This is a genomic window from Candidatus Benthicola sp. (assembly GCF_058719085.1).
In genome coordinates, this window is the sequence record NZ_JBZQEK010000171.1 from 1 (window position 1) to 22,902 (window position 22,902).

Below are 22,902 nucleotides of genomic sequence, written 5' to 3' on the forward strand. Positions count from 1 at the left end.
GACGACGTACAGCACGCCGTCGGCGTCCATGACCACCCCGGCGGGAGACCGGATCTGCGACCGCGTCGCCGAGGGACCGATGGCCCGCCCCGCCTCGTCCGGGAGTCCGACCACGATCCGCATCAGGCCCGGAGTGTCTCCGAGCACGCTCACCGGCTCCCCACAGGCGGACGCGGCGATCGCGGTGAGCACGCCGAGGCCGAGGGCCACGGCTTGGGTCAGGGAAGCGGGACGACCCATATGTCCCCCCTTCCCTGCTCGTTCACTTTCGTGAACGCGAGCATCGTGCCGTCCGGTGACACCGCCGGTTCGCTGCCCCCATCGGTGCCGTCGATCGGCACCCACACGTCGCCCGTGACCGTGATCTTCCAGATCCGGTCGGCGCGCGCCAGGTAGATCCACTGGCCGTCCGGTGACCAGGCCGGGTCCGTTCCCTCGATCAGGTCCACCGGCTCCCCACCGGTGACCGGAATCACCGACACCAGGGTTCGGTCGATCGGCCACTGCGTCCTGGCTTCGATGCAGGCCAGGATGAGCTCGCCGGTCCTTCCCAGTCTGAAGTGCTCGCATGTGCCGGACGCCTCTGCACCCCTTTCCAGCCGGGCGAACGCGATCGTCGTTCCGTCTGGGCTCCACGCGGGCGAAATCCCGTCCGCCGTTCCCGGTATGGGCGCTGCCTCGCTCTCACCGGGCGTCCAGAGCCACAGCTGCAGGCCGTCGGACCAGACGAGTCGTCCGCCTCCCGGGTCCCAGGACGGGTGCACCGGAAGCCGGTCGATCTCGTTGTACCTCCGCTGGAACGGGTGCAGGCGCGTCAACCAGACGCCCGTGACCCCATCCGGCGGGTCCGAGGTGTCGAACTCCACCCCATCGAAGGCGATGGACAGCTGGGGATCGGCCTCCGGCGCGGTCGCTCCGGGCGTTCGAACGCGAATCCGGCCGGTCTGAAGACTGGGCGGAGGCGGGAGCGGATCGAGGACGTCGCAGATGACGACGTCGGCCACGCACAGAGCCTGGGTCAGAAACGTCTGAGCGTACGCGATTCGCCCGGTTCCGGGCTCCACGGCCGGCGAGAGCACCGCCGGCGCCGTGGCGCGCGGCGGCTGAAGCAACGGCAGCGCCGGGGTGACGGTGCCGCCATCGCGATGAATCGCCACCAGGACGCCATCGGAACGAGCCAGGTCGCCGTATCCTTCGGCCACGAAGAGAATCGAGTCCCCGCCGAGGGACCACGCCGGCGAGCGGTCATCCCCGGGGCTGAAGGTGAGCTGGCGGGGTCCGTCCTGCGCGGCCTCCTTCTCCGGTTCCCACGGCCCCGGAGCGTCGTGACACGCCCAGGCGCCCGCCACGAAGAGGAGCCCGAGCACCGCGAACCGGCCGCGCCTCAAAACGACACCTCCAACCCGAGCCGCACCTGCCTCGGCTCGCCGAACAGGAGCGAGGGATCACCGGCGTCCAGCGCGGCCGCGAACCGGGCCGTGTCGAATTCCGTGGCGGTGATCCGGCCGTCTCCGTTCAGGTCGGCCAGCGGCGCGTATCGTTCGGATTCGCGCGGAATCGGAAAGGTGGAGGTGACCGGGGTACCGACCAGACCGGTCAGGGTGCCGATGGAGGGGGCGAGGTAGCCGCTGTCCCGCCGCAGCGCGATCACGTTGTCCTGGCCGAACAGGTTCTTCCCATCCAGCACGAGACGCAGGCCGCAGTCGACGCAACCGGGAAGGCGCGCCACCTCCCAGGTGAAGCGTGCGTCGAACATCGAGGTCCACGGCAATCGAGCGCTCTGGTCCACCGGGAGGTCCTCATCCGGCGGTCCCGGATACAGCGGGTAACCGCTTCGCACTCGGGCGGTGAACACGAAGCCGACCGGAAGCCCGGCCAACCCCCCGCTGGCCGCCGGGGTTAGGCCGGTGGACGAAGCTGCCCGTCCGAGGAACAGGGCCGCATCGAACGTGTGGCGGCGGTCGAAGCCGAGGGGATACTCGGCCGTGGTGCCGGGGGGAATCTGATCGGAATCGTCGAACGCCCCGGAGGTGATCCCCGTCGCCTCGGCCAGGGCATAGCCGGCGCTCAGGGCGAAGCCCGGCCACCGCCCCCGGAGATTGAACTCGAGTCCCTTCACCGTGCCCTTGTCGCCCGTGCTGAACGTCCCCTCGCTCGATCCCCCGAATCCGATGTTTCCCGTAACCAGGTTGTCCAGCTGCTTCAGATACGCCGTGATGTCGAGACCGATCACCTGGCCGAACAGCTGGCTGAAGCCCGCCTCGAAGGCGTTGCCCTGCTCGAACGCGAGGTTCGGGTTGCCCTGCCGGCGGATGTCCGTGCGCAGCGAATCGCCGATCGTGTTGTCGATGAAGAACTGGAAGTCCGGTGGCTGCGCGACCCTCGCGTAGTTGACGCGGAAGGCGCTTCGACCGGCCGAGTTCTTGAAGGCGCCGGCCACCCCGAGCCGGGGGGTCACGTTGACCTTCCAGTCGGCCGAGGCGACCGGGGCGAGGAAGTCCGATCGGTCCACGCTGAAATCCAGCCCCGACTGAAACCCCTCCACTCTCGCCCCCGCCGTGATGGTGAACAGCGGATCGGGCCGGATGCTGGCATCCACCCAGCCGGCGAGAGTCGTCGGATAGAACCGGGCGTAGTTCGGCGAGGAGCCCGCCAGGTAGGCGCGGGTTCGCTCGTACGTCTCGACCTCGTAGAACTTCCCCTGGAAGCCGGCCCGGTAGGAGTTCCCATCCGCGGTGATCAGCTCACCGGTCAGGTCGGTGCCCAGGAAGTCGGACTGCGAGTAGGCGGCCAGCCCGGAGGTGCCGGTCGTGGTGAAGATCCCCTCGGACGCGGAGCCGAAAGGAGACCCGCCGATGCTGCCCGGCGTCCGGTAGCCGGGCACGGCGACCACCGAATCGAGCTGGGCGTCGATCGGGAGCCGCACGAAGCTCTCCCCCGCGAACTCGAAGTCCGACAGTCCGAAGCCCAGCACCGTCGACCGGCCGGCGACCGCCGAGGGGTCCACCGCGCCCAGGTACCGGTCCAGTCGCTGCAGCGACAGGCGGCCCGTCAGCTTGAAGGCCCGTCCGTCCCCCTGGGTCACGTAGTCGAGGATGAGCATGCCGAGCCATGCCTCGGTGCTCCGGGCCAGCTGGCTCTCGGGGTTGTACTTGAGCTCCGGCGTGTAGAGCTCTCGCTGGAAGCGGTTCCGGAGGAGCGAGGCGGCCAGGTTCACGCGGCCCGAGAACCGCTTGTCGAAACGAAGGAATCCGATCAGATCGTCGCCCTGCTGATAGGGCAACCCGTCCTGCTGGTAGGGGCAGTACAGCGGGGCGGTCACGGAGCTCGACAGATAACCGGCGATCGCGGCCGACACCGCCGGATCCGCATCTCCCGGGGCGATGCACGTGAGACCACGCGCGCGCGGGTCCGCATCCTGCCGGCCCTGGAGCTGCAGGTCGGCGAACAGGGTCGCGCCCTCACCGAGAAACGGGAGCGGGCCGCCCGCCGTCAGGTTGAGGGTGCTCTGGCCCACCGACGCATCCTCGGGTGAGAGTCGGTCGGTGAGGAACTGGGCCCGTCCGCTCCACCGATCGGTGTCCCCTCTCCGGGTCGTGTACGACACGACCCCCGACAGGGCCGAGCCGTATTCCGCCCCGAAGCCCCCGGTGATGACCTCGATCTCCGACAGGGCGGTGGGCGAGAACTGGATGCCCTGGCCCTCGGTGGCCGCACCCACCTGATCCTTGATGGTCATTCCATCGACCAGGTAGGACTCCTGCCCGACGCGACCACCACGGAAGTGGCCATCCGCCACGCCGGTGGTCAGCTCGACGGCCTCCTCGACGGTCGTGACCGGCAGCTCGCGGAGGGCCGGTCCCGGTACGATCTGCCGGGTTTCGCTCACCTCGGGCTCGATCAGGGGCACGCGCTCGGCCTCGACCCGAATCGGGGCGACCTCCACGGCGGTCGGCTCCAGCTCGATCGCGAGCTCCGACGGCCGTGAGATTCGCACCACGACTGCTTCCAGCTCCAGCGCCTTGTACCCGACGAGCTCGACGGTCACGTCGTGCCGGCCGGCCGGCAATCCGGCCAGAACGAAGCGCCCAGTCCCGGAAGACAGGGTCGATCGGTCGAGAGAGGCGATGCGGATCGACACGCCCGCCAGCGGCTGCCGGGTGGACTCGTCGATCACGCTCCCCTGGATGCGACCCGTCGTCTGGGCACCGAGAGACGTCGGGACGGTGAGGCACACGGCGACGCCCGCCAGGATCGTCAGCCGCCTCCTCCGCGGCAGGCGAGCCCGGCTCAACGGTAGCGCTCGCAGCCGTCGCACCCGCTCTCCGGAATCGCAGGAAGCTGATAGATCGGAATCGCTCCCGTCTCCTCCAGCGCCCCGTCGAGCAGGTTCCAGGCCACGAAGCCGTCGTCGGAACGGGGGTCGAGCAGAATCACCACCAGCCTTCCGAGCGCCTGATTCACGGGCACCACCACCGAACCGGCGGGAAAGACGCGCCGGCCCGAAACCCAGCGCCCCCACACCCGGCGCTCACGATGACCCTGGAACTCGCGTGCAGCGACGACCGTCGAGTCGATCTCGAAGGCTGCCGCCTCGAGCTCCATCTCCGATGCCAGGCTGGCGGTCCGGACGCCGTGCGCCGCGAGACGCTCGACGACTCGCCCCATCTGTGGAGGAAGGAGGAAGGCGGCGGGAGCCATCGTGGTCTCCGTGGCCCGAAAGGCCCCGTAATCCGGCATCCGTTCGCCGGTGCTCTCGTCGCGGCGCAGATACATGACGTCCCCGGTGTACGGATTCCGTACCGTGTCCACGGCGCCGAGCAGGACTTCGACCGAGTCGCCCCGAAGGAAGTCCGCGCGAAGGGCCACCTCGATCCCGGGCCCCGGGGCTGCGTCCGCCGCCGCCACGGCGTCGCGGATCCGGCTCGCGTTTGCGAAGGCGAAATCGATCACCGCCTCCACGAAGCGCTCGTGCGCCAGGATCCTGTCCTCGAACGTCGCGTAGCTGTAGGCCTCGCTGAGGATGCCGAACCGGTTGCGGAGGCCGAGGTAGTTCGTCGTGAATCGAGGGCGGTGGTCGAACGTGTACCACCCCTGCTCACGCTGCATGCCCCACGTGCGCGGGATGTTCCCGTAGTAGAAGACGTCCCATCCGTATCGGCCCCGGACGGTCTTCGTCACCTCCGGCAGCCATTCTTCCCGGAGCAGGGCGGTGATCGCCACATCGGTGGAGGGGTGAAGAGGCGGCGCGTAGGTCAGGTAGTACGCGTGGAAGGTGCCGTTCGTGGTGTGCAGGTCGATGGCGACGTGCGGGTCGTAGTCCTGAACGAGCCGGGACAGGGCGCGCGCCTCGGCCGACTCCAGCTTCGTGTTGTCCCGGTTCAGGTCCAGGCCGCGCGCGTTCGGCCGCTGTCCCATGCCGGCGACCGGTCCATGCTGACGGGGCCGATTCCGCAGCCCGATCCGTTCGTTGCCGTCCGCGTTGTAGATCGGGGCCACCAGCACGACCAGGGAGTCCGCCCATCGGTCACGCTCCCCTCGTGCCATTTCACGGAGCAGAACCTGGGCGGCCTCTTTTCCCGCCACCTCGCCGGCGTGGATGTTCGCGAACACGAGCACACGGGTGTACCCCGAGCCTCGCACGGCGGCCGGAGTGGAATCGGCCACCGTTCCAAACACGGCGAGCGGCAGGGCCCGGCCCTCTTCCGAGTAGCCGAACGTCGTGAAGCGCAGGTCGGGGTGATGGCCCTCGAGCGCCTCCAGAAACTCGAGCACATCCTCGTACCGGGATGTCTCCCGGTATTCGGAGCGCTCGGCGCGCGTGAGCGGCCACCCCTCATCTTCGGAGCAGCCGGATCCGAGGACCGCGGCGAGAACCACGGCCGGCAGCACGGCCCGACGGCCGGACAACGATCTCAATGGACCATCAGCCTCCTCCCCACCGCCTCCGCTGCGGCCCGCGCCGGCCGGCGCAGGCAGAAGCCGGCAATCTAGGCACGCCGCAGCGACCCGCCAAACACGAAAGCCCGTGAACGCGCGCTTACGGCAACGGGATTACCACTCGATCAGTGCCGCCCCGATGAGCAGCGCCGGGATGGCTACGGCGACCAGCCACCCCAGGAAGGCCGTGAGGATCGCCTTCCCCGTGTCGAAGTCCAGCGCCTGGCGGATCGCCACGATGCCCGTGACGAGGAGCCAGATGCTGACCACGACTCCGACGAGGGGACCGAGGAATGGCACGAAACCGAGAACGAAGAGCAGGGCCGGGGCCTGCGCATAACCCAGGGTCCTCAGCAGCTCTCCCCACGTGGCCGTGCCCTTGAGCAACTTGTCGCCAATCAGGTAGGTGATTCCCGCCCACACGAGCCAGCTGAACAGGGCCGCGAACGCGCCGAGGATGATCCCGTTGTCGCCCTGGTTGAAGCCACCGATCCCACGCGCCACGGCTGCCATGATCACGACCATGCCGGCCTGCGCCGTCAGGCTCTCGTCGTGCTCCACTTCCTCGTAGGTCGCGATGTTCAGCATCGCGGCGCCCTTCATGCGATCCCAGATGCTCCGTTCCGCCATGTCATGCTCCCTGTCATGGATCGGGTCCGGGCGGCCCGGAGTGGCGCCCCTCACCGACCTTGAACTACCTGTCCGCTCCCCGGCTCTCCGCGTTGGCAGCCCGCGCGGCCGCGATCCCTGCCTCCTCGTTCACCGTCGTGAGGATCAGCGCGCCCACGATGAAGAACACCAGCAGGCTGGAGACGGCGACCCGCTGTCCGAACGGGACCATCAGCGCGCCGATGAGCATCGGTCCCATGAACGAGGTGACCTTCCCGGAGAACGCGAAGAAGCCGAAGAACTCGCCCTTGTGCTTCTCCGGCACGAATCGTCCCATGAGCGACCGGCTTGTCGCCTGATTCGGCCCCACGAAGAGGCCGATCAGGATCCCGGCCACCCACAGCCAGGTCTTGTCCGGGGCGGCCACGGCGACGGCCGTGGCGAGACTCAGCCCCGCGAGCGTGATGAGGAGCGTCTTCTTCCCCCCGAGGCGGTCGTCGATCTGCCCGAACACGAGGGCACTGACACCGGCCACCACGTTCAGAACGATCGCCCACACCATCCGCTCCTCGTCACCCATTCCGAACGTGCTCGTCGCGTAGATGGCCCCGAACACGAACACCGCCACAAGGGCGTCGTTGTACACGAGCCTCGCGGTCAGAAACTTCACGATCTCCCGGTAGCGCCTCACTTCCCGGAACGTTCGGCCCAGCTCCCGGAACGCCCCCGCGATGTCGACGCTGGCCGTCCTCTCCTGCTTCTCCCTGACGAACAGGAACGTCGGGATGCTGAACGCCAGGACCCAGACCGCGACCAGCAGGTTCGTGGCGCGCAGATTGAAGCCATCCGCCGTGGGGAGGAACGGAAGTCGCGTCGGCTCGCGGATGAACAGGAAGAGCGCGACGGCCATCACCACGATGCCGCCGATGTACCCGACGCCCCAGCCGTATCCCGATATCCGCCCGATCCGGTCGTCGCTCACCAGCTCCGGCAGAAAGGCGTTGTAGAGCACGGTGGCCATCTCGAACGCCACGTTCGCGATCACGTAGATCGTCAACGCCTTCAGCACCGCGTGGCTGTCGCCGGGCGCCACGAACGTCAGCAGCGCCGTAGCGGCCGCGCATACGATCGTCATGAGGATGAGGTACCGACGCCGACGGCCACTCCGATCGGCGACCGCCCCGACGATGGGAGACAGCACGGCGATCAGCAGGGCGCTGACCACCACGCCTCGGGACCACAGGGCCCCGCCGACGTCTTCGTTCGGAGCGAACGCCCGTACGAAATAGGTATTGTAGATGAACGTGCCGACGAGGGTGTTGAAGGCGGAGATCGCCCAGTCGTAGGCGATCCACGCCCGGACCGCGCGCCGGTTTGCAGGCCCGCGGCCCACCTCGGGAGAAGCGCGCCCCCCGAGCTCGGTCACGCCTTGTACCATTCGAGGGAGAGGTCGGCCCGGGGCTCGATCCTCCCCCGCAGCGCAGCGAGCTCCCCGGGACTCATCGGCCGGAATTCGCGGGCGAGTCGTGCGTTCTCACGCACGATCTCCGATCTCTCCATTCCGACCACGGCGATGCTCACGGGCAGCGACCAGACATACCGCAGCGCCTCCTCGATCGTGCAGATCCCCTCGCGGAGCAGCCGTCCGTCCGCCGAGGTCTTCATGGCGATCACTCCGATGTCTCTCTCCACGATATCTTCGATGAGCTCCCGCTGGAAGCTCTGCTGGTGGTAGTCGATCGGATTGATCGGAAACTGGAAGGTGTCGAAACGCCACCCTGCGTCCCAGAACTCGATGGCCCGACGATGCGCCTCGGGCGTCACGTGACCTGTCACCCCCACGAAGCGGACGAGGCCTTCGTCGCGGGCGCGCATGATGTACTCCATGGCCCCGCCCGGCCGGAAGGCCCGCTCCACATCCTCGACGCTCTTGATGCTGTGGAGCTGCCACAGGTCGAGGTAGTCCGTCCCGAGACGTTCCAGGCTTCCCTCCAGGTGGCGTCGGGCGCTTTCGGCGCTGCGATCCCGGGGCGAGTGCGTCTTGGTCATGACGAGAACGTCTTCGCGCACACCGCGCAGCGCCGCACCGAGCCAGCGCTCGGACCGACCGCCCTGATAGCTCTCCGCGTTGTCGAAGAACCGGATCCCCTCTTCGAGGGCCGCATCGACCAGCGCCCGGGCCTCGCGCTCGGATCCGGCCAGTCCCAGGTGGTGCCCACCGAGACCGAGGATGGGGACCTCCAGGTCCGTGCGCCCGAGGCGGCGGACCGGAAGGGAGGAAGGGGGAAGGACCGAAGAGCCGGGTCGGGCGCGAGCGCCGGAGCGCCGCGCGATGCCGAGGCCGGCCAGGGCGGTGGCCACACGGCGAGCGAAGGTTCGTCGGTTCATGTGCGCTCCTCTCGGGGAGGAGCGCAATCTAACCGCCCCGCCGCTCGACCGTGCAAGCGGCGCCGGTCAGGGAAGGTGCGACACGGCCTCCGGGCCCGGCTCGGGCCGTGGCACGAGCTGCACCTCGATGTAGTTCTCGAAGTCGAAGTAGCGGGCCGCCGCTTCCCCGATCGATTCCGAGGTCAGGCCGTCGACCAGCTGGTCGTACTCCATGATCAGCCTCAGGTCCTCGTCGTACTGATCGTACACGTTGAGCACGGAGATCCAGAACCCGTTCTCCTCCAGATCGGTCTCCCTCTGGCGCCGCTGCGTTTCCTTCACCTTGGCCAGGTTGTCGGCCGAGGCGCCGTATGCGGCAAGGCTGTCGATCGCCGCGAAGGTGGCGTCCGTCAGCTCCCCGATCCGCTCCGGATCCGCCCCGAAGGTAATGCGGACGCTGTACCGCTGGACCGGATCACGCCGCCCGGACCCGAACGCGCCCACGCCGTAGGTGCCCCCCAGGTCCTCTCGCAGGGTCTCGCGCAGCATGTTGCTCAGGACCTCGGTCATGGACTGCAGCGTGTACCGGTTGAGGCGGTTGAAATCGAAATCGCCCGTGAAGATGAGCGTCTGCCGTCCCTTTGGCTCCATTCCCTTCTCCACGGTGCGCCGAACGACACCGGTCGGTGGTCGCATGCCCACGTCCCGCCATGTCTCTTCTCGACCGGTGGTGGGCAGCGAGGCGAGATAGCGCTCCACGAGCGGGGCGATCGAGTCGGGATCGAACGCTCCGACCAGGGTGAAGGTGAAGTCGCCGGCGTCGGCGAATCGCTCGCGGTAGAACGCCAGCGCCTGGTCGAGATCGATGGAATCCAGCATCTCCGGAGTCGGGGGAAGGTAGCGCGGATGATACTGCGCCAGGACCGCGCCCACCGTGTCTCCGTACACGGCCTCGGGGTTGCTGCCCCGGTTCTCGAGCACCGTCCGCATGCGGGACTTGAACGCCGCCACGGCCGTCTCGTCCCGCCGCGGCTGCGTGAAGTAGAGGTACGTGAGCTGAAAGAGCGTCTCGAGATCCCTGGGCGAGGCACTTCCGGAGACCCCTTCGCTCAGCTCGGAGATCGACGGACCCAGGTTGACGGCCTTTCCGGCCAGCTTCTTCTGAAGCTCGACCGCGCTGAAGTCGCCGACCCCCCCGACGCTGACCAGCGTGGCCGCCCACGAAGCCGACTCGTAGGCGTCGTCGGAAGCCAGCGACGTCCCGCCGGGGCTCCGGCCGTTGAACAGGACCTCGTCCTTCTTGAAGTCCGTGGGCTTCAGGATCAGCCGGGCTCCGTTGCTCAGCTTCCAGATCCGCACTCCGATCTCGGGAATCCGCTCGCGCTCCACGATCGAGCCGGAAGGCGGTAGCTCGGCGAGGAGGGGGCGGTCTGACGCCGCGTCGGCCCAGGGCTCGATCGGCACGGCCTGGGCGGCCTCGAAGGCGGCAACCAGCTCCGTCTCGGTCGGCGCCTCGATGTCCGGCCTCTCGGGCGAGGCCGCGAGGATCACCCGGTTCTCGTCGCCCATCCACTGTCGGGCGACGGCGTTGACCTCTTCGAGCTGGATCCCGGGCAGGAACCGCCTCGCCAGGGCGTACTCGTACGCGATCCCGGGAATCGGTTCGTCATCGAGGAACGCCCGAATGTACTCCGCCGCCAGGCGTGACGACTCCCGGTTGTCCCGCTCCGTGAAAGACCTTTCGTAGGCACGGAGCACATCCGCCTTCTGGCGCTCGAGCTCGGACTCGGTGAAGCCGTACCGCTCCACGCGCTCCGCCTCGATCAGCACCTGCTCGAGACCGCGTTCGATCTCCCCATCCTTCACCGTGGCGCCGAGCTGATACACGTCGGAGTGTCCGACGAACCGGCCCTTGCCCGAACCGGCGCCCAGGAAGGGCGGGTCCTCGCTCTCCTGCGTGATCTCGAACATCCGGAAATTGAACATCGAGTTGTACGCCTGCTCGACGAACGCCCGACGGTAGTCGTCGTGGGTCGCCTGCTCCGCTCGCGGCAGCTTCCAGGTCACGCTCACGTTCGACAGCGTCAGCTCGGGATCCGTGGCGATGGCGAACAGGGTCTCCCGGTGGCCCGGCACGGGCACGATGGGACGGGGACGCTCCACGGTCGGTCCGCTCAGATCTTCGAAATGCTCCCGGATCAGGCGCTCGATCCATGCGGAGTCGAAGTCCCCGACGGCCACAACGGCCATCAGGTCCGGTCGATACCAGTCGGCGTAGAAGCGCTTCAGCGTGGCATGGTCGAAGGTCCTGAGCACCTCCGGGTCCCCGATCGGCAGTCTCTCGGCATACCGGGACCCCTGGAAGAGCACGGGAAACTGCTGATCACGGATGCGCGCCCCGGCGCCCTGCCCGAGTCTCCACTCCTCGAGCACCACGCCGCGCTCCTTCTCCACCTCGACCGAATCGAACGCGATGCCGTGGGCCCAATCCTCCAGAATCTGGAACGCGGTCTCGACGATCTCCGTGCTGTCCGTGGGTATGGTCAGCATGTAAACGGTCTCGTCGAACCCCGTGTACGCGTTCACGTCGGCCCCGAACCGCATGCCTACGAACTGCAGGTAGTCGACGAGCTCCTGCTTTTCGAAGTTCTCCGTACCGTTGAACGCCATGTGCTCGAGGAAGTGCGCCAGTCCGAGCTGGTCCTCGTCCTCGAGAACGGAGCCCGCGTTCACGACGAGCCGGAGCTCGGCGCGCTTGGCCGGTTTCCCGTTGTGGCGGATGTAATAGCGCAGGCCGTTGTCGAGCTGACCGACCGTGACCGCCGGGTCGATGGGAAGCGCCTCCGACAAATCGGCCGTGAAGGCCCGGGAGGTGTCGGCCGTCTGTGCCCCCGCGGCCTTCGGCCCGGCCAGCATGGCGCAGACGGCGGCGGCCGCCCATACCGGAGCCACGGCGCCGTGTGTCCTTCCGAATACATGCATCACGTGTCGTCCTCTTGGATCGTGGATCGGGCACCGGAGACCGATTCGGTCGCGGCCGCGACAACCCCGGGTGCAACGGAAATACCGGTTACGGGCGCCTGCGTTCCCGGAGATGAGGAGCGCCGCCGGCAGCCGAACAGGCCACCGGCGGCGGGATGAATTCAGAGAGAAACGGCTTCAGACGACGCCGTACCCGAGCATGGCGTTCGCGACCTTCACGAATCCGCCGACGTTCGCGCCCCTGACGTAATCCACATACCCGTCGTCGCTGCCACCGTAGATCACACACTGTTCGTGGATGTCCGCCATGATCTTGTTGAGCTTGGAATCCACCTCGTCCCTCGTCCACGCGATGCGGGAAGAGTTCTGGCTCTGTTCCAGACCCGAAACGGCCACGCCGCCGGCGTTGGCTGCCTTGCCGGGTCCGTACATGATGCGGGCCTCCTGGAACACCGCGATCGCCTCGGCATCGCTCGGCATGTTGGCGCCCTCGGCGACTCCGATACACCCGTTGTCGACGAGAGTGCGAGCGTCATCGCCGTCCAGCTCGTTCTGCGTAGCACTCGGAAAGGCGAGGTCGCACGGTACGGACCACGGTCGCTTGCCCGGCATGTACTCGCACCCGAAGTGTTCGGCGTACTCGCTGATGCGTCCGCGACGTACTTCCTTCAGCTCCTTGATCCACTCGAGCTTCTCCCGGTCGATCCCGTCGGGGTCGTAGATCGATCCGCCCGAATCCGAAGCCGTCACGGGCTTCGCTCCCAGATCGAGCAGCTTCTCGATCGTGTAGATGGCCACGTTTCCAGAGCCCGAAACCGCGCAGGTCTTCCCTCGCACCCCGTCGTCGCGGTGGTTGAGCATGTCCTCCATGAAGTAGACGGTTCCGTACCCGGTGGCCTCCGTTCGGATGAGGCTGCCGCCGAACGCCAGTCCCTTTCCGGTGAGAATCCCGTCGAACTCGTTGCGGAGTCGCTTGTACTGCCCGAACAGGTATCCGATCTCGCGGGAGCCGACACCGATGTCGCCTGCGGGCACGTCGACGCGGGCGCCGATGTGCCGATACAGCTCGGTCATCATCGACTGACAGAAGCGCATCACCTCGCGGTCGCTCTTGCCCTTGGGATCGAAGTTGGCCCCGCCCTTACCGCCTCCCATGGGCAGCGTGGTGAGGCTGTTCTTGAAGACCTGCTCGAAACCGAGGAACTTCAGGATGCTCTGGTTCACGGTCGGGTGGAAGCGCAGACCGCCCTTGTAGGGCCCGATCGAGTTGTTGAACTGGACGCGCCAGGCCCTGTCCGCACGCACGTTGCCCTCATCGTCTTCCCACGACACGCGGAAGATGATGATGCGGTCCGGCTCGGTCATCCGCTCGAGAATCTTCTGCTTGCGATATTCGGGGTGCTCGAACGTGAACGGGATCACGCTGTGCGCGACCTCGCGCACGGCCTGGTGGAATTCGGACTCGCCGGGATTGCGCTTGATGACCCGGGCCATGAACCTCTCGATTTCCTGCCGGATCTCATTGTTCGCGGGGCTGCTCATGCTCCGTGTTCCTTTCTCGGTAACCGACGATGGATCAGCCTGTTGGTTCTCCCGAAATGGCCATGATCTGTATCAAGAATCATGCTACCGGGAGGGGTTGGAAGGGGGGCTCCAGCGACCCTCACGAGACCGGTTCGCAACAGGGGTGCGGCAGGAGTCCGTTCGCTTCATGCACGCATCTCAGTCGAGGTCGCGCTCGACCAGTCCGTGGATCATCCGGGAGGCCAGTTCGGCGGGCATTCCGAAGTCGGTCGCACGGCGGTAGGCCGCGCCGAGGACCTCCAGCTCGCCTCCATCGAACCAGACGCCGCCACACGTCGGGCACCGGTCCAGGATCACGTTCTGGACGACTTCCTTCCGCATCGGGGCCCCGTCGTGCTGACAGAGGAGGGTGTCCTCTCGCTCCGCCTTCACCTTGAGCTCACACTCCATACAGGTCGGCACACCTTCGAACTCCGTGCGCGTGCGTTGTTTACCACAACGGACGCACGTTTCGCCGATGGACCCCTCGCCACTCTCGATCACGTGCTTGATCACCAGGGCCGAGAGGTCGGCCAGCGCCTTGAGCGGTACCGATCGTTCCACGACTTCGTAGGCCCGGTGGAAATACCGCGCCGGATAGTACCGGACCCGCTCACAGTCCAGGTCGACGACCAGGTAGTCGCCCGCCTCGGCGCCGACCGTCCCGTGAATGGTCCGGACGACGGAAGGCTCCTTGAGCTCCGCTCCGTAGACGCGGCCCGTCCGACTGTAGATTCGCCACTCCACGGTCTCCTCCGGGGTCTCTAGAGCCCTTCCGTTCCCGACCCGATCCCAACCGTACGCAGAAGTCGTGTGATCCTAACGCGGACCCGCCGGCTTGTCACGATCGGCGCAGGGCCCTTCGGGTGGCGCCGGATGGGTCCGAGGGACGCGGTTCGGGACTTCCTGTCCCGTCGCACTCCCCATGCCGGCCTGCCAGAGTCGGGGGGCTGTTGGGGAAGCCGGGGACGGGCCTCCAAAACCTCAGGCGCCCTGGTCTCGTAGAGTGTCGAGCGACGGCCGGAGCGCCGTACCCGATCCGGATGAACATGAGTGAAGGAGGCAGCCGTGTCCGAAGAGAAGGAAGGAAGCCACGAGCACGCCGAGGCCGAGGTCGATGGCGTCGAGGTGGAGGTCGAGGTCGAAGACTCCGCAGCGGGAGACGAGCAGGAATCGAAGGAAGAGTACGACGTCTGCGGTGAAGATCTCCTCAGCCGGGTGAAGGAACTGGTCCGCGAGGGGAACGTTCGGCGTATCACGATCCGGTCGGAGGAAGGCAACACTCTGATCGAGATCCCGCTGGCGATCGGCGTGGTCGGAGCAATGCTGTTGCCGGTATGGGCAGCCGTGGGAGCGATCGCCGCGCTGGTGACGAACTGTACGATCGCGGTGGAGCGCCGGGAAGACTGACCTCCGCCCGCTATTCTAGGGGGTCTCGAAGGCGATCGGCAGCTCGGTCCATGCCGCGACACGGCGATCCCGGCTCATCGCGGGCTTGAAACGCATGACCGGGACGGTGGCCAGCACGGCCGCGTCGAGGAAGGGGTCTCCGCTGGACCGGGCCAGGAGCGAATCGGCCGCCCGTCCCGACTCATCCACGCGAACGCGGACGACCACGGTCCCCGAGTGACGCTCGGTGGGACGGTACTCGCGCAGCAGGTGCTGTGAGACCTCGTCCCAGTTCTCCAGGCGGGGAGGCACCTCGGTCACCGTGAGGGCATCGCGGTCCTTTTCCACCAGCACCATGGTGAAGCGAGGAGCGGAGGGAGCCGGACGCTGGAGCGGGTCGGCGTTGAGCGTGGCGACACGGAGTACGTCGCCATCGGGGGCCGGTTCCCGGTTCGTGGATTGTATCGGATGGGCACGCGGTATCCCGTCCGAGAAGCCGGCTGCCTGTCCGTTGTCCCGGCAGCGGGCGATCTCGCGGAGCACGCGGTCTCCACCGTTGAGCGCGAGCAGATCCTTTCGGTCCCGTTCCGTGGGGCGGAAGCTCACGCAGTTCATTCGCACGATGTAGGCGAGCTCGTCGGCCGTATACTCGGCCATGGCCATCATGCGGACGAGATCCGCCTTGAGCAGAGGACCCGAGTGGCCTTCGCTCTCCTGGCCTGCCGCCAGCATGGCCGAACCCGACAGCGCCAACGTCGACAGAACGACCGCGATTCCCATCCGGCCGCCGCGCACGGTCCCGATCATCGGAAACACCTCCTGGGTGCGACGCGGGACCGGCCCCTCCGATGAGGCAGACCCGTCGTCGCCGTCTTGGACCTCGAGGTGCGCAACGGCCGTACCGACCGGACAGGCGTACCGCTAAAGCATTATAGGGAAATTTGTTAGGTGTTTTTTCCACACGCCGGGCTGCGCATGATCTCGTCGAGCGATCATGCAAAAAGGATCAACGGACCGAGTTCGTGCAGGACGAGGCCTGGCCAGACTAGTGGCAGGAAAGCCGGGCGAGCGCCTGCTCCAGGCCTCCGAGATGGAACGTGTAGGTGTGGGCGCGCATCTGAAAGTCGGTCAGACGGAAGACCACGGAGGTCTCGCCGGTCGCACGGCGGATGAAGTCGTCACGGATGTCCTCGGGCGCGATTGCCGCCATTCCCGTGGACCGGAGTCGCCAGGTCGCCGTGCGGGGGTCCTGGTCGCTGAAGGCGTACCCGACGGGCGTGCTCATCTTCCTTCCCAGGTAGGTGGCCGTGACCACCATCTCCAGTCCGTTCTCGGAGCACTGGAAAGTGAGGCCGCCGGTTCCGGTGACCCAGCTCTCGTCGGCCAGAGTGGTGATCGAGTTCCGGTCCTCTCCGGAGGCAGGATCGACCCGCTCGAACAGATAGAAGTCTCCGATGGCCTGCTGGGCCGCGGCAGGCCGTGCAACGCACAGGGCGGACGTCAGCACCAGCACGGCGACGATGGACGACCTCATGGCCGACTCCTTCCTCTGTCGAGCCCCGTTGCGGGGCATCCCGCGTGTCCGACCGTCCGGCTCACGCGGCCACGGTCTCCCCGAACTTACGGAACCGCTCCCGGGCCCTCTCTTCCAGGGCATCACGATGGTCCGGATGCGCGATATCGATCAGAGCCCTCGCCCGCTGACGCAGGTTCTTCCCGTACAGGTTCGCCACGCCATACTCCGTGACCACGTAGTGCACGTGCGCGCGGGTGCTCACCACCCCCGCCCCCTCCTTCAGGTACGGCACGATCCTCGGCTCGCCGCGACGCGTGGCGGACGGCAGGGCGATGATCGGTTTGCCTCGATCCGACAGGGCGGCGCCGCGGATGAAGTCCATCTGTCCGCCAACGCCGGAGTACTGCCGCGGGCCGATGGAATCGGCGCAGACCTGGCCCGTCAGATCGACCTCGATCGCGCTGTTGAGGGCCGTCACGCGGGGATTTCGCCGGATGACCGCCGTGTCGTTCGTGTAGGCCACGTCCAGCATGGCGACCTGTGGATTGTCGTCGATGAAATCGTACACGCGGCGGGTCCCCATGACGAAGGTGGCAACCACCTTCCCCGGATGCGTACGTTTGCGGCGGCCGTTGATCACTCCGGCTTCGATCAGGTCGATCGCGCCGTCGGAGAACATCTCGGTGTGGATCCCGAGATCCCTGTGGTTGCCGAGCGACGCGAGGACCGCGTCGGGAATGGCGCCGATCCCCATCTGAAGCGTCGCTCCGTCTTCGATCAGCTCCGCGCAGTAGCGCCCGATGGCTCTCTCCACCTCGCCGAGCACGGGGGGCGGGACCTCGGGGAGCGGGTCGTCGACCTCGATGAAGTCGTCGATCTCGTTCACGTGGATCATGCTGTCGCCGTGCGTCCGCGGCATGTTCGGATTCACCTGGGCGATCACGCGCCGGGCCGTCTGGACGGCGGCTCGCGTGCAATCGACCGAGACTCCGAGCGAGCAGAACCCGTGCACGTCCGGCATCGAGGTCTGGATGAGGGCCACGTCCAGCGGCAGGATCCCCCTTCGGAAGAGCGCGGGAGTCTCGCTCAGGAATACGGGTACGTAGCTCGCATCCCCCTTGTTGATCGCCTCGCGGACGTTGGCGCCCACGAAGAGAGCGTTCACCCGGAAGCTCCCGATCATCTCGGGTGCGGCGTAGGGTGCCGGGCCTTCGGTGTGCATGTGGACGATCTCCACGTCCCGCAGGTCGGGGGCGCGGGCCGTCATGGCCTCGATCAGACGACCCGGTGCGGCCGCCACGCTCTGTATGAATACGCGATTCCCCGATTCGATGATGGAAACCGCGGCCTCGGCTGTCGTGCGTTTCATGGCCGATCTCTCTTCTCTTCTATGTTCTGGCGGGAGGCAGTTCGCTCCCGCTCGTCTCCAGCCGCGCCCTCAGGTGGGTGATCATGTCGGACGTCATCGCGGCAAGGTCGTATTCCGGCTTCCATCCCCACTCCTCACGCGCGGCCCGGTCGTCGATCCGCCGGGGCCACGAGTCGGCGATGGACTGCCGGACCGGATCGACTTCGTACGCGATCGTGAACTCCGGAATGTGCTCCCGGATCGCCGCGGCGAGGGACTCGGGCGTGACCTGCATGGCCGTCATGTTGAATGCATTCCGGTGCACGAGGTGGGCGCCATCGACTTCCATGAGCTCGATCGAGCCCCGGATCGCGTCCGGCATGTACATCATGTCGAGCTGGGTCTCGGGCCCGAGGAAGCAGGTGTACCGTCCATGTTCCACGGCTTCGTAGAAGACCTCGACCGCGAAGTCGGTGGTGCCTCCACCAGGAAGGGCCACGTACGAGATCAGGCCCGGGTAGCGGATGCCTCGGGCGTCCACGCCGAAGCGCTCGTAGTAGTAGTCGCTCAGGAGCTCTCCGGCGACCTTCGTCACCCCGTATACGGTGTTGGGCCGCTGAATCGTGTCCTGGGGCGTCGGGTCGGGCGGAGTGGAGGGCCCGAAGGCGGCGATGGAACTCGGTGTGAAGACCGCGCAGCCGTCGCGCCGTGCCACTTCGAGGACGTTGTAGAGACCACCCATGTTCACCGCCCACGCCTGCTGCGGATCGGCTTCTCCGCGGGCCGAGAGGATCGCCGCGAGGTGATACACACAGTCGGCGCCGTGGCTTCGCACCACCTCGGCCACGGCATGGGGGTTCGTCACGTCCAGCTTCCGGAACGGGCCGGCCAGGGTGTCCGTGGTCGGCTCCCGGATGTCCGTCGCGAGGACCGCCTCCTCACCGTAGCGCTCCCGCAGCGCCGAGACCATCTCGCTCCCGACCTGGCCGAGGGCTCCGGTGACAACGATCCGCTTCATGTGGCCATCCTTCCCGTTTCATGGAGCACGCCGAAATCGAGACCTTCGACCGGTGCTCACCCGAACTTCGACCCGGCAATTTCCCGGCCATTGCCGCCATCTGTCGAAGCTCATGCAGGACCGGCGCGCGATCCCTGGAATGGTCCGTTCATGGCGACTTCAAGCACATGAATGTGAGCCCTGGCAGGCGCGCGTACAAGCGAGCCGCCGGGCGGTCGAGGACGACCTCGGACCGGCGGGGACAACCTGACCCAACCCGTGCATGAAAGGCCGTTCGAGCTCTCCGGCGGGTTCCCGAAACACGGAGGGCCCGCCGAAACGGGCCCTCCTCCGAGGCTGCGGTAGGATGGTTTCCCGGCACATTGCCGAGCCGGGAGGCAGGTCTAACGGCGAGGGGTTGCGTTCCCGATCATTGGCTCCAGGTTGCGGGATTGCGGATCAATGGGTAGATCCGCGCGCCGGCCGCCCCTCGCGGGAGTTTGTGGCCGGTCACCGTTCAAACTGCATTCCATGGCTCGCCGAACAACGGCTCGATAGTACCCATACCGATGGTACTTTAGTACTCCCGCTCACCGCTCGCGGATGTCATATTATGGTCGGGGCTGGCGGAGACCGAGGCCGCGTCAGCCAGGAATCGCCAGACAGGAACGGAATCATGAGGAAGGGCGAGGTGTCGACTCCGAAACCCGAGCGTCGGGGCGCGATGCGCATACTGGTGGCCGTCGAGCTGCCCCTGCTGCGGGCGGGCGTGCAGGCCCTGGTGGACGCGGAGGAGGACCTCAGCGTCGTGGCCTCCGTGGAGGAGCTGGATGAAGTCCTGCCCGGCTGTCGGCGGGAGAAACCCGATCTCGTCATCCTCGACACGAACTTCCACCGCCGGAAGCTGACCCTGATCGATGAGATCCACGCCGAGAACCCGAAGGCGGCCGTCCTCGTGCTGGTGAACCACTCCGACGAGGAGTGCGTGATCCGCTCGATGCTCTCGCGGCCGGATGCGGTGAAGCTGTCGGACGCCGCCCTCGATCAACTCAACGAATGCTGCCTGCTCGCCCTCCGCTCGTCTGCGCGGGGGTGCGTTCCGAAGACGTCCGGGGAGGATCGCCTGCTGAATGCGATCCGGACGGTCGCCGCAGGCGATATCGCGGCCGGACCGTGGCTCGACGCGATCATGAAGTCGCGGACGAGCGAGGCCCCCTCGTTCAGCCAGGACGGCCCCAACCGGATCTCAGCCCGTGAGCTGGAGATCATCACGCTGGTGGCGCGAGGGCTCGAGAACAAGGAGATCGCGCAGCAACTCGGCATCCGAGAGCAGACCGTCAAGAACCACCTGGGTCGCGTCATGCGGAAGGTCGGGGTGAGGAACCGCCAGGAGCTGGCCCTGCTGGCGGTCCGGCAGCACCTGGTGCCAAGCTCGACGGGGATCGCCTGAGCCGGGTTGATCGGCTGCGACCAGCGCCGAACGCCGCCGCCTCCCGGCAATCTCCATCCTGCCGCGTGGGTGGGCTCGGCCCACACGGAAAAGCGCCCCGACGATAGCCGGGGCGCTGTCCGTTCACTTGCGCTGGGCCGCTTCTCACGGGAGGCGGTCTACTCGATCAGCTGCAACTTCTTTACGGTCGTACCGCCCGGACCCGGACCTGGGTCCGTCGACCCACCGGTAGATCCACTCGGTGCGTTCACGTTCATGATCCGAATGTACACGTTGAGGTTCCCGCCCGACTTCTCGAACATCGGCTGCGTATAGCTGCAGGCCACCTTGTCGATGAAGACGCCGGTGAAGTCAGTGATGTTCGTGTTGATGTTTCCACCGGTTCCGTTCACCTGGTCCGGCGCCACGAGCGGCACCTCCCGTATTCTGTAGCTCGAGCCCGTGTAGCATTCCGATGCTCCGTTGTTCACCGGACACTTGAGCGTATTGTTCCAGGTCAGGTTGATCCCGTTTGCCGCATCGGCCCGGATCAGGACGCCGAAGGAACCATTCGGACAGTGTTCCTCCGAGTACTCGTCCCCGTTGTCCGGCACGCCATCCGGATCGTACCAGACGGTCGTACAGGTGCCGCCGAAGTCCTCGTGCACCGTGTCCACCAGGCTCTGCTTTCCGCCTCCGGCATCGGACGTATAGATGGTGCTGTTCAGGCCCAGTTCGAGATCACAGGAGTCCCCCGGGTAAATGCGAGACCCGAGGAGGTCGGCGCCGCCACCCGATCCCAGGTCCTCCTTCCACCAGCAGCGCCAGTTGTCGCTGTCCGGCAGCTCCCGGCAGAGATCCTTGAGGTTCACCTCGGCGCTCTCGGTCCTGCATGCCTGAGGACCCCCGATGTTCTGGGACCCGGAAACCTTGACCGAGATGAGGTCGCCGACGGCGTACGGGCCAACGCCGGTTCCGTCCGTGCTGTACTGCTCGCCGGGATCGAACACTCCGTCGCCATCGAAATCGGTCCACCGGTCAGGCAGCGCGATCGGGAGGAGACACTTCGCGTCACCCACTCCTTCATCGATCCCCGTCACCGGTGCCGCCCAGGCCGCTGCTTTCGTGCGGATGTTCACACGAGTGACGCCGAAAACGCGGGCGAAGAACGTAGGCATGGCGTTGTTGCGGCTCGTCACGTTGTTCACGCGCACCCGGACCTTCGACGAATCCATGATCACGTCGACGTCCTCATCTCGCACGATCACGCTGTCACCGCGAACCGTGTTCTTGCCCCCGAATTCCTTGGCCATGGCAACGGCCCCCGCGGAATCCAGCGGATTGTGCAGAAGCCAGCCCGCGCCGGCCAGAGCCGCCGATTCCGCCGCGCGTTGAGACTCCGTCCGCGCCGTGAGCAACAGCCCCATGTCGATCGCCAGGGCCGCCGCCGACACCACGGCGACCATGCTGATCGCCATCAGCACGAAGGCCATCCCCGCCTGATTGGCCAGCGTCCGACGGATCATCCCGGCAGGGCGAGTCTTCTTCATCAACCGTCTCTCCTTCGTGAGCTTCGTTTCCATCCCGGTGGTCTCGTCCGTCTACCAGCGACCGTGCACACGGGGCGGCTGATCCGACCCGTTCGAGCGACCCGAGCCCGGATTCGTACTCCCGGAACCGGAAGCCGTCACGACCGAATCAGGAAGCGCCCCCCCGGGCCCGACCTTTTCCCGAATCATCTGCCTGAGCAGCTCCCACTGCTGTTCGGCCGCGACGATCCTCTCCTGGAGCTCGGTCCTCCGGTTGGCCAGCTCGGCCCGTTCCTGCTCGAGCTCCTCGCGCATCCGTCGGAGCTCTTCGGGCTCCGGTACCTCGCCCCGATGCCGCCGAGATCGGCCGGTGGCCGTTCCCGCGAATTCGCGCACCACGATCCGCAGGCTCACGAGATGAAGCGCGTAGATGCCGAGCAGCAGTGTCGCGAGATTCAGCGCCGGGCTCGGCGACGTATACGTGAGAACCGCGGATGCGGCCGCAAGCAGCGTGACGACGATCACGTACTCCAGACTGACCGGAGTCTTCATTTGACGTGTCCCTTCGGGTTAGGGGGCCTCCGGGCGAATCCTCGACGCACCGTCACCGCGAGACTCGTGCCGGCCACCGTCAGCAGGCCTCTGAGAAGAGTAACTGACTGCAATCATACAACTTAAATACATCGTCCAGCAGAAGGGAGGAGGGTCACTGCACGTTGCGTCCGCACTACTGGCTGTTGCGTCGACTCCACAGTCGCCGTGGGCGATGAAGGAGGACGCGTCTCAACCTACGAGCGCCGTCAAGTGGGGGGAGATGGATCAGTCGGCGGGCGCCGGTTCCTGCCCTGAATCGGCGCCACGGTCGCCCGGCAAATCGTCGTCCGGGGCCCGCCGCGGGCTTCCCGGGTCGAGACCGGGCACGCCGTCGCCTCTCGAAGCAGCCGGTGCGGGCATGCTTTTCACGTGAAGGTCCCGCTGCGGGAACGGAATCGTGATGCCCGCTTCCTTGAGCGCGTCGTGCACGGATACGGCAATCTCACTCTGGATCCGGAAGAAGTCGTCGAAGTTGGCCGTCCAGAACTGGAGGCGGAAGTTGAGCGAGCTGTCGCCGAACCCCGTGAAGAGGACGTTGGGTTCCGGGTACCGGAGAACTTCGCGGTGGTCATCCGCGACCTTCTTGAGCACCTCGAGCACGCGGTGCGGATCCGTGCCGTAGGCAACGCCGACCTCCAC

Annotated in this window: 18 protein-coding genes and 1 pseudogene; 2 read left to right on the plus strand and 17 right to left on the minus strand. The window is 66.8% G+C overall.

The window, feature by feature from the left end; genetic code table 11:
* From AC36XV_RS12395 to AC36XV_RS12440, 10 genes are all read right to left on the minus strand, one after another.
* A partial coding sequence (locus AC36XV_RS12395; RefSeq protein ID WP_492203997.1) for a hypothetical protein occupies nucleotides 1-240 on the minus strand: 240 nt, incomplete at its 3' end.
* Complete coding sequence (locus AC36XV_RS12400; protein WP_492203998.1) at nucleotides 219-1,388, minus strand: hypothetical protein; 1,170 nt, start codon at nucleotides 1,386-1,388, stop codon at nucleotides 219-221. The genes AC36XV_RS12400 and AC36XV_RS12395, both read right to left, overlap by 22 nt.
* Nucleotides 1,385-4,318, minus strand: a complete 2,934-nt coding sequence (locus tag AC36XV_RS12405; protein ID WP_492203999.1) for a TonB-dependent receptor — start codon at nucleotides 4,316-4,318, stop codon at nucleotides 1,385-1,387. The genes AC36XV_RS12400 and AC36XV_RS12405 overlap by 4 nt, the downstream gene beginning before the upstream one ends.
* Nucleotides 4,291-5,919, minus strand: coding sequence for a M14 family metallopeptidase (locus tag AC36XV_RS12410; protein WP_492204000.1), 1,629 nt, complete (start codon nucleotides 5,917-5,919; stop codon nucleotides 4,291-4,293). Before AC36XV_RS12410 ends, AC36XV_RS12405 begins: the two co-directional genes overlap by 28 nt.
* Nucleotides 5,920-6,054: 135 nt before the next feature.
* Nucleotides 6,055-6,570, minus strand: coding sequence for a YIP1 family protein (locus AC36XV_RS12415; RefSeq protein WP_492204001.1), 516 nt, complete (start codon nucleotides 6,568-6,570; stop codon nucleotides 6,055-6,057).
* Between the two features lie 64 nt (nucleotides 6,571-6,634).
* Nucleotides 6,635-7,975, minus strand: a complete 1,341-nt coding sequence (locus AC36XV_RS12420) for an MFS transporter (protein ID WP_492204002.1) — start codon at nucleotides 7,973-7,975, stop codon at nucleotides 6,635-6,637.
* Complete coding sequence (locus AC36XV_RS12425) at nucleotides 7,972-8,937, minus strand: aldo/keto reductase (protein ID WP_492204003.1); 966 nt, start codon at nucleotides 8,935-8,937, stop codon at nucleotides 7,972-7,974. The genes AC36XV_RS12420 and AC36XV_RS12425 overlap by 4 nt, the downstream gene beginning before the upstream one ends.
* 66 nt (nucleotides 8,938-9,003) lie before the next feature.
* Complete coding sequence (locus tag AC36XV_RS12430) at nucleotides 9,004-11,898, minus strand: M16 family metallopeptidase (protein ID WP_492204014.1); 2,895 nt, start codon at nucleotides 11,896-11,898, stop codon at nucleotides 9,004-9,006.
* A 177-nt stretch (nucleotides 11,899-12,075) separates the two neighbouring features.
* Nucleotides 12,076-13,440, minus strand: coding sequence for an NADP-specific glutamate dehydrogenase (gene gdhA, locus AC36XV_RS12435; protein ID WP_492204004.1), 1,365 nt, complete (start codon nucleotides 13,438-13,440; stop codon nucleotides 12,076-12,078).
* 180 nt (nucleotides 13,441-13,620) lie between these two features.
* Nucleotides 13,621-14,208, minus strand: a complete 588-nt coding sequence (locus tag AC36XV_RS12440; protein ID WP_492204005.1) for a TFIIB-type zinc ribbon-containing protein — start codon at nucleotides 14,206-14,208, stop codon at nucleotides 13,621-13,623.
* A 321-nt stretch (nucleotides 14,209-14,529) separates the two neighbouring features.
* Between AC36XV_RS12440 and AC36XV_RS12445 the strand changes: the two genes are divergently transcribed.
* Nucleotides 14,530-14,871: a DUF4342 domain-containing protein gene (locus AC36XV_RS12445; protein WP_492204006.1), complete on the plus strand. Its 342-nt coding sequence runs from the start codon at nucleotides 14,530-14,532 to the stop codon at nucleotides 14,869-14,871.
* A gap of 15 nt (nucleotides 14,872-14,886) precedes the next feature.
* Here the strand turns inward: AC36XV_RS12445 and AC36XV_RS12450 are convergent, their stop codons facing one another.
* The 4 genes and pseudogenes from AC36XV_RS12450 to AC36XV_RS12465 all read right to left on the minus strand — a co-directional run bounded on the left by AC36XV_RS12450 (nucleotide 14,887) and on the right by AC36XV_RS12465 (nucleotide 18,732).
* Entirely contained in the window at nucleotides 14,887-15,657 is a 771-nt protein-coding gene (locus tag AC36XV_RS12450) for an energy transducer TonB family protein (protein ID WP_492204007.1), read from the minus strand.
* 238 nt (nucleotides 15,658-15,895) lie between these two features.
* Entirely contained in the window at nucleotides 15,896-16,384 is a 489-nt protein-coding gene (locus AC36XV_RS12455; RefSeq protein WP_492204008.1) for a hypothetical protein, read from the minus strand.
* A 61-nt stretch (nucleotides 16,385-16,445) separates the two neighbouring features.
* Nucleotides 16,446-17,744 (minus strand): annotated as a pseudogene (locus tag AC36XV_RS12460) (acetyl-CoA hydrolase/transferase family protein); the annotation flags it as partial.
* A 10-nt stretch (nucleotides 17,745-17,754) separates the two neighbouring features.
* The gene (locus AC36XV_RS12465) at nucleotides 17,755-18,732 is read right to left on the minus strand and encodes an NAD-dependent epimerase/dehydratase family protein (protein WP_492204009.1); all 978 of its coding nucleotides are present in this window, start codon (nucleotides 18,730-18,732) and stop codon (nucleotides 17,755-17,757) included.
* A gap of 655 nt (nucleotides 18,733-19,387) precedes the next feature.
* Here AC36XV_RS12465 and AC36XV_RS12470 point away from each other — a divergent pair.
* A complete protein-coding gene (locus AC36XV_RS12470) occupies nucleotides 19,388-20,161 on the plus strand; it encodes a LuxR C-terminal-related transcriptional regulator (RefSeq protein WP_492204010.1) in 774 nt (257 codons plus the stop codon).
* A 158-nt stretch (nucleotides 20,162-20,319) separates the two neighbouring features.
* Here AC36XV_RS12470 and AC36XV_RS12475 read toward each other — a convergent pair whose 3' ends face one another.
* The 3 genes from AC36XV_RS12475 to AC36XV_RS12485 all read right to left on the minus strand — a co-directional run.
* Complete coding sequence (locus AC36XV_RS12475) at nucleotides 20,320-21,690, minus strand: pilus assembly protein TadG-related protein (protein ID WP_492204011.1); 1,371 nt, start codon at nucleotides 21,688-21,690, stop codon at nucleotides 20,320-20,322.
* Nucleotides 21,691-21,741: 51 nt separating this feature from the next.
* Entirely contained in the window at nucleotides 21,742-22,221 is a 480-nt protein-coding gene (locus AC36XV_RS12480; protein ID WP_492204012.1) for a hypothetical protein, read from the minus strand.
* Nucleotides 22,222-22,488: 267 nt separating this feature from the next.
* The coding region (locus tag AC36XV_RS12485) for a mechanosensitive ion channel family protein (RefSeq protein WP_492204013.1) at nucleotides 22,489-22,902 on the minus strand (414 nt) is incomplete at its 5' end.

Coding starts and splice junctions, on each gene's coding strand:
- AC36XV_RS12415 (WP_492204001.1), bottom strand. CDS start 6,570: ATGGCGGAACGGAGCATCTGGGATCGCATGAAGGGCGCCGCGATGCTG.
- AC36XV_RS12425 (WP_492204003.1), bottom strand. CDS start 8,937: ATGAACCGACGAACCTTCGCTCGCCGTGTGGCCACCGCCCTGGCCGGC.
- AC36XV_RS12430 (WP_492204014.1), bottom strand. CDS start 11,898: ATGCATGTATTCGGAAGGACACACGGCGCCGTGGCTCCGGTATGGGCG.
- gdhA (WP_492204004.1), bottom strand. CDS start 13,440: ATGAGCAGCCCCGCGAACAATGAGATCCGGCAGGAAATCGAGAGGTTC.
- AC36XV_RS12450 (WP_492204007.1), bottom strand. CDS start 15,657: ATGATCGGGACCGTGCGCGGCGGCCGGATGGGAATCGCGGTCGTTCTG.
- AC36XV_RS12455 (WP_492204008.1), bottom strand. CDS start 16,384: ATGAGGTCGTCCATCGTCGCCGTGCTGGTGCTGACGTCCGCCCTGTGC.
- AC36XV_RS12465 (WP_492204009.1), bottom strand. CDS start 18,732: ATGAAGCGGATCGTTGTCACCGGAGCCCTCGGCCAGGTCGGGAGCGAG.
- AC36XV_RS12470 (WP_492204010.1), top strand. CDS start 19,388: ATGAGGAAGGGCGAGGTGTCGACTCCGAAACCCGAGCGTCGGGGCGCG.
- AC36XV_RS12475 (WP_492204011.1), bottom strand. CDS start 21,690: ATGAAGAAGACTCGCCCTGCCGGGATGATCCGTCGGACGCTGGCCAAT.
- AC36XV_RS12480 (WP_492204012.1), bottom strand. CDS start 22,221: ATGAAGACTCCGGTCAGTCTGGAGTACGTGATCGTCGTCACGCTGCTT.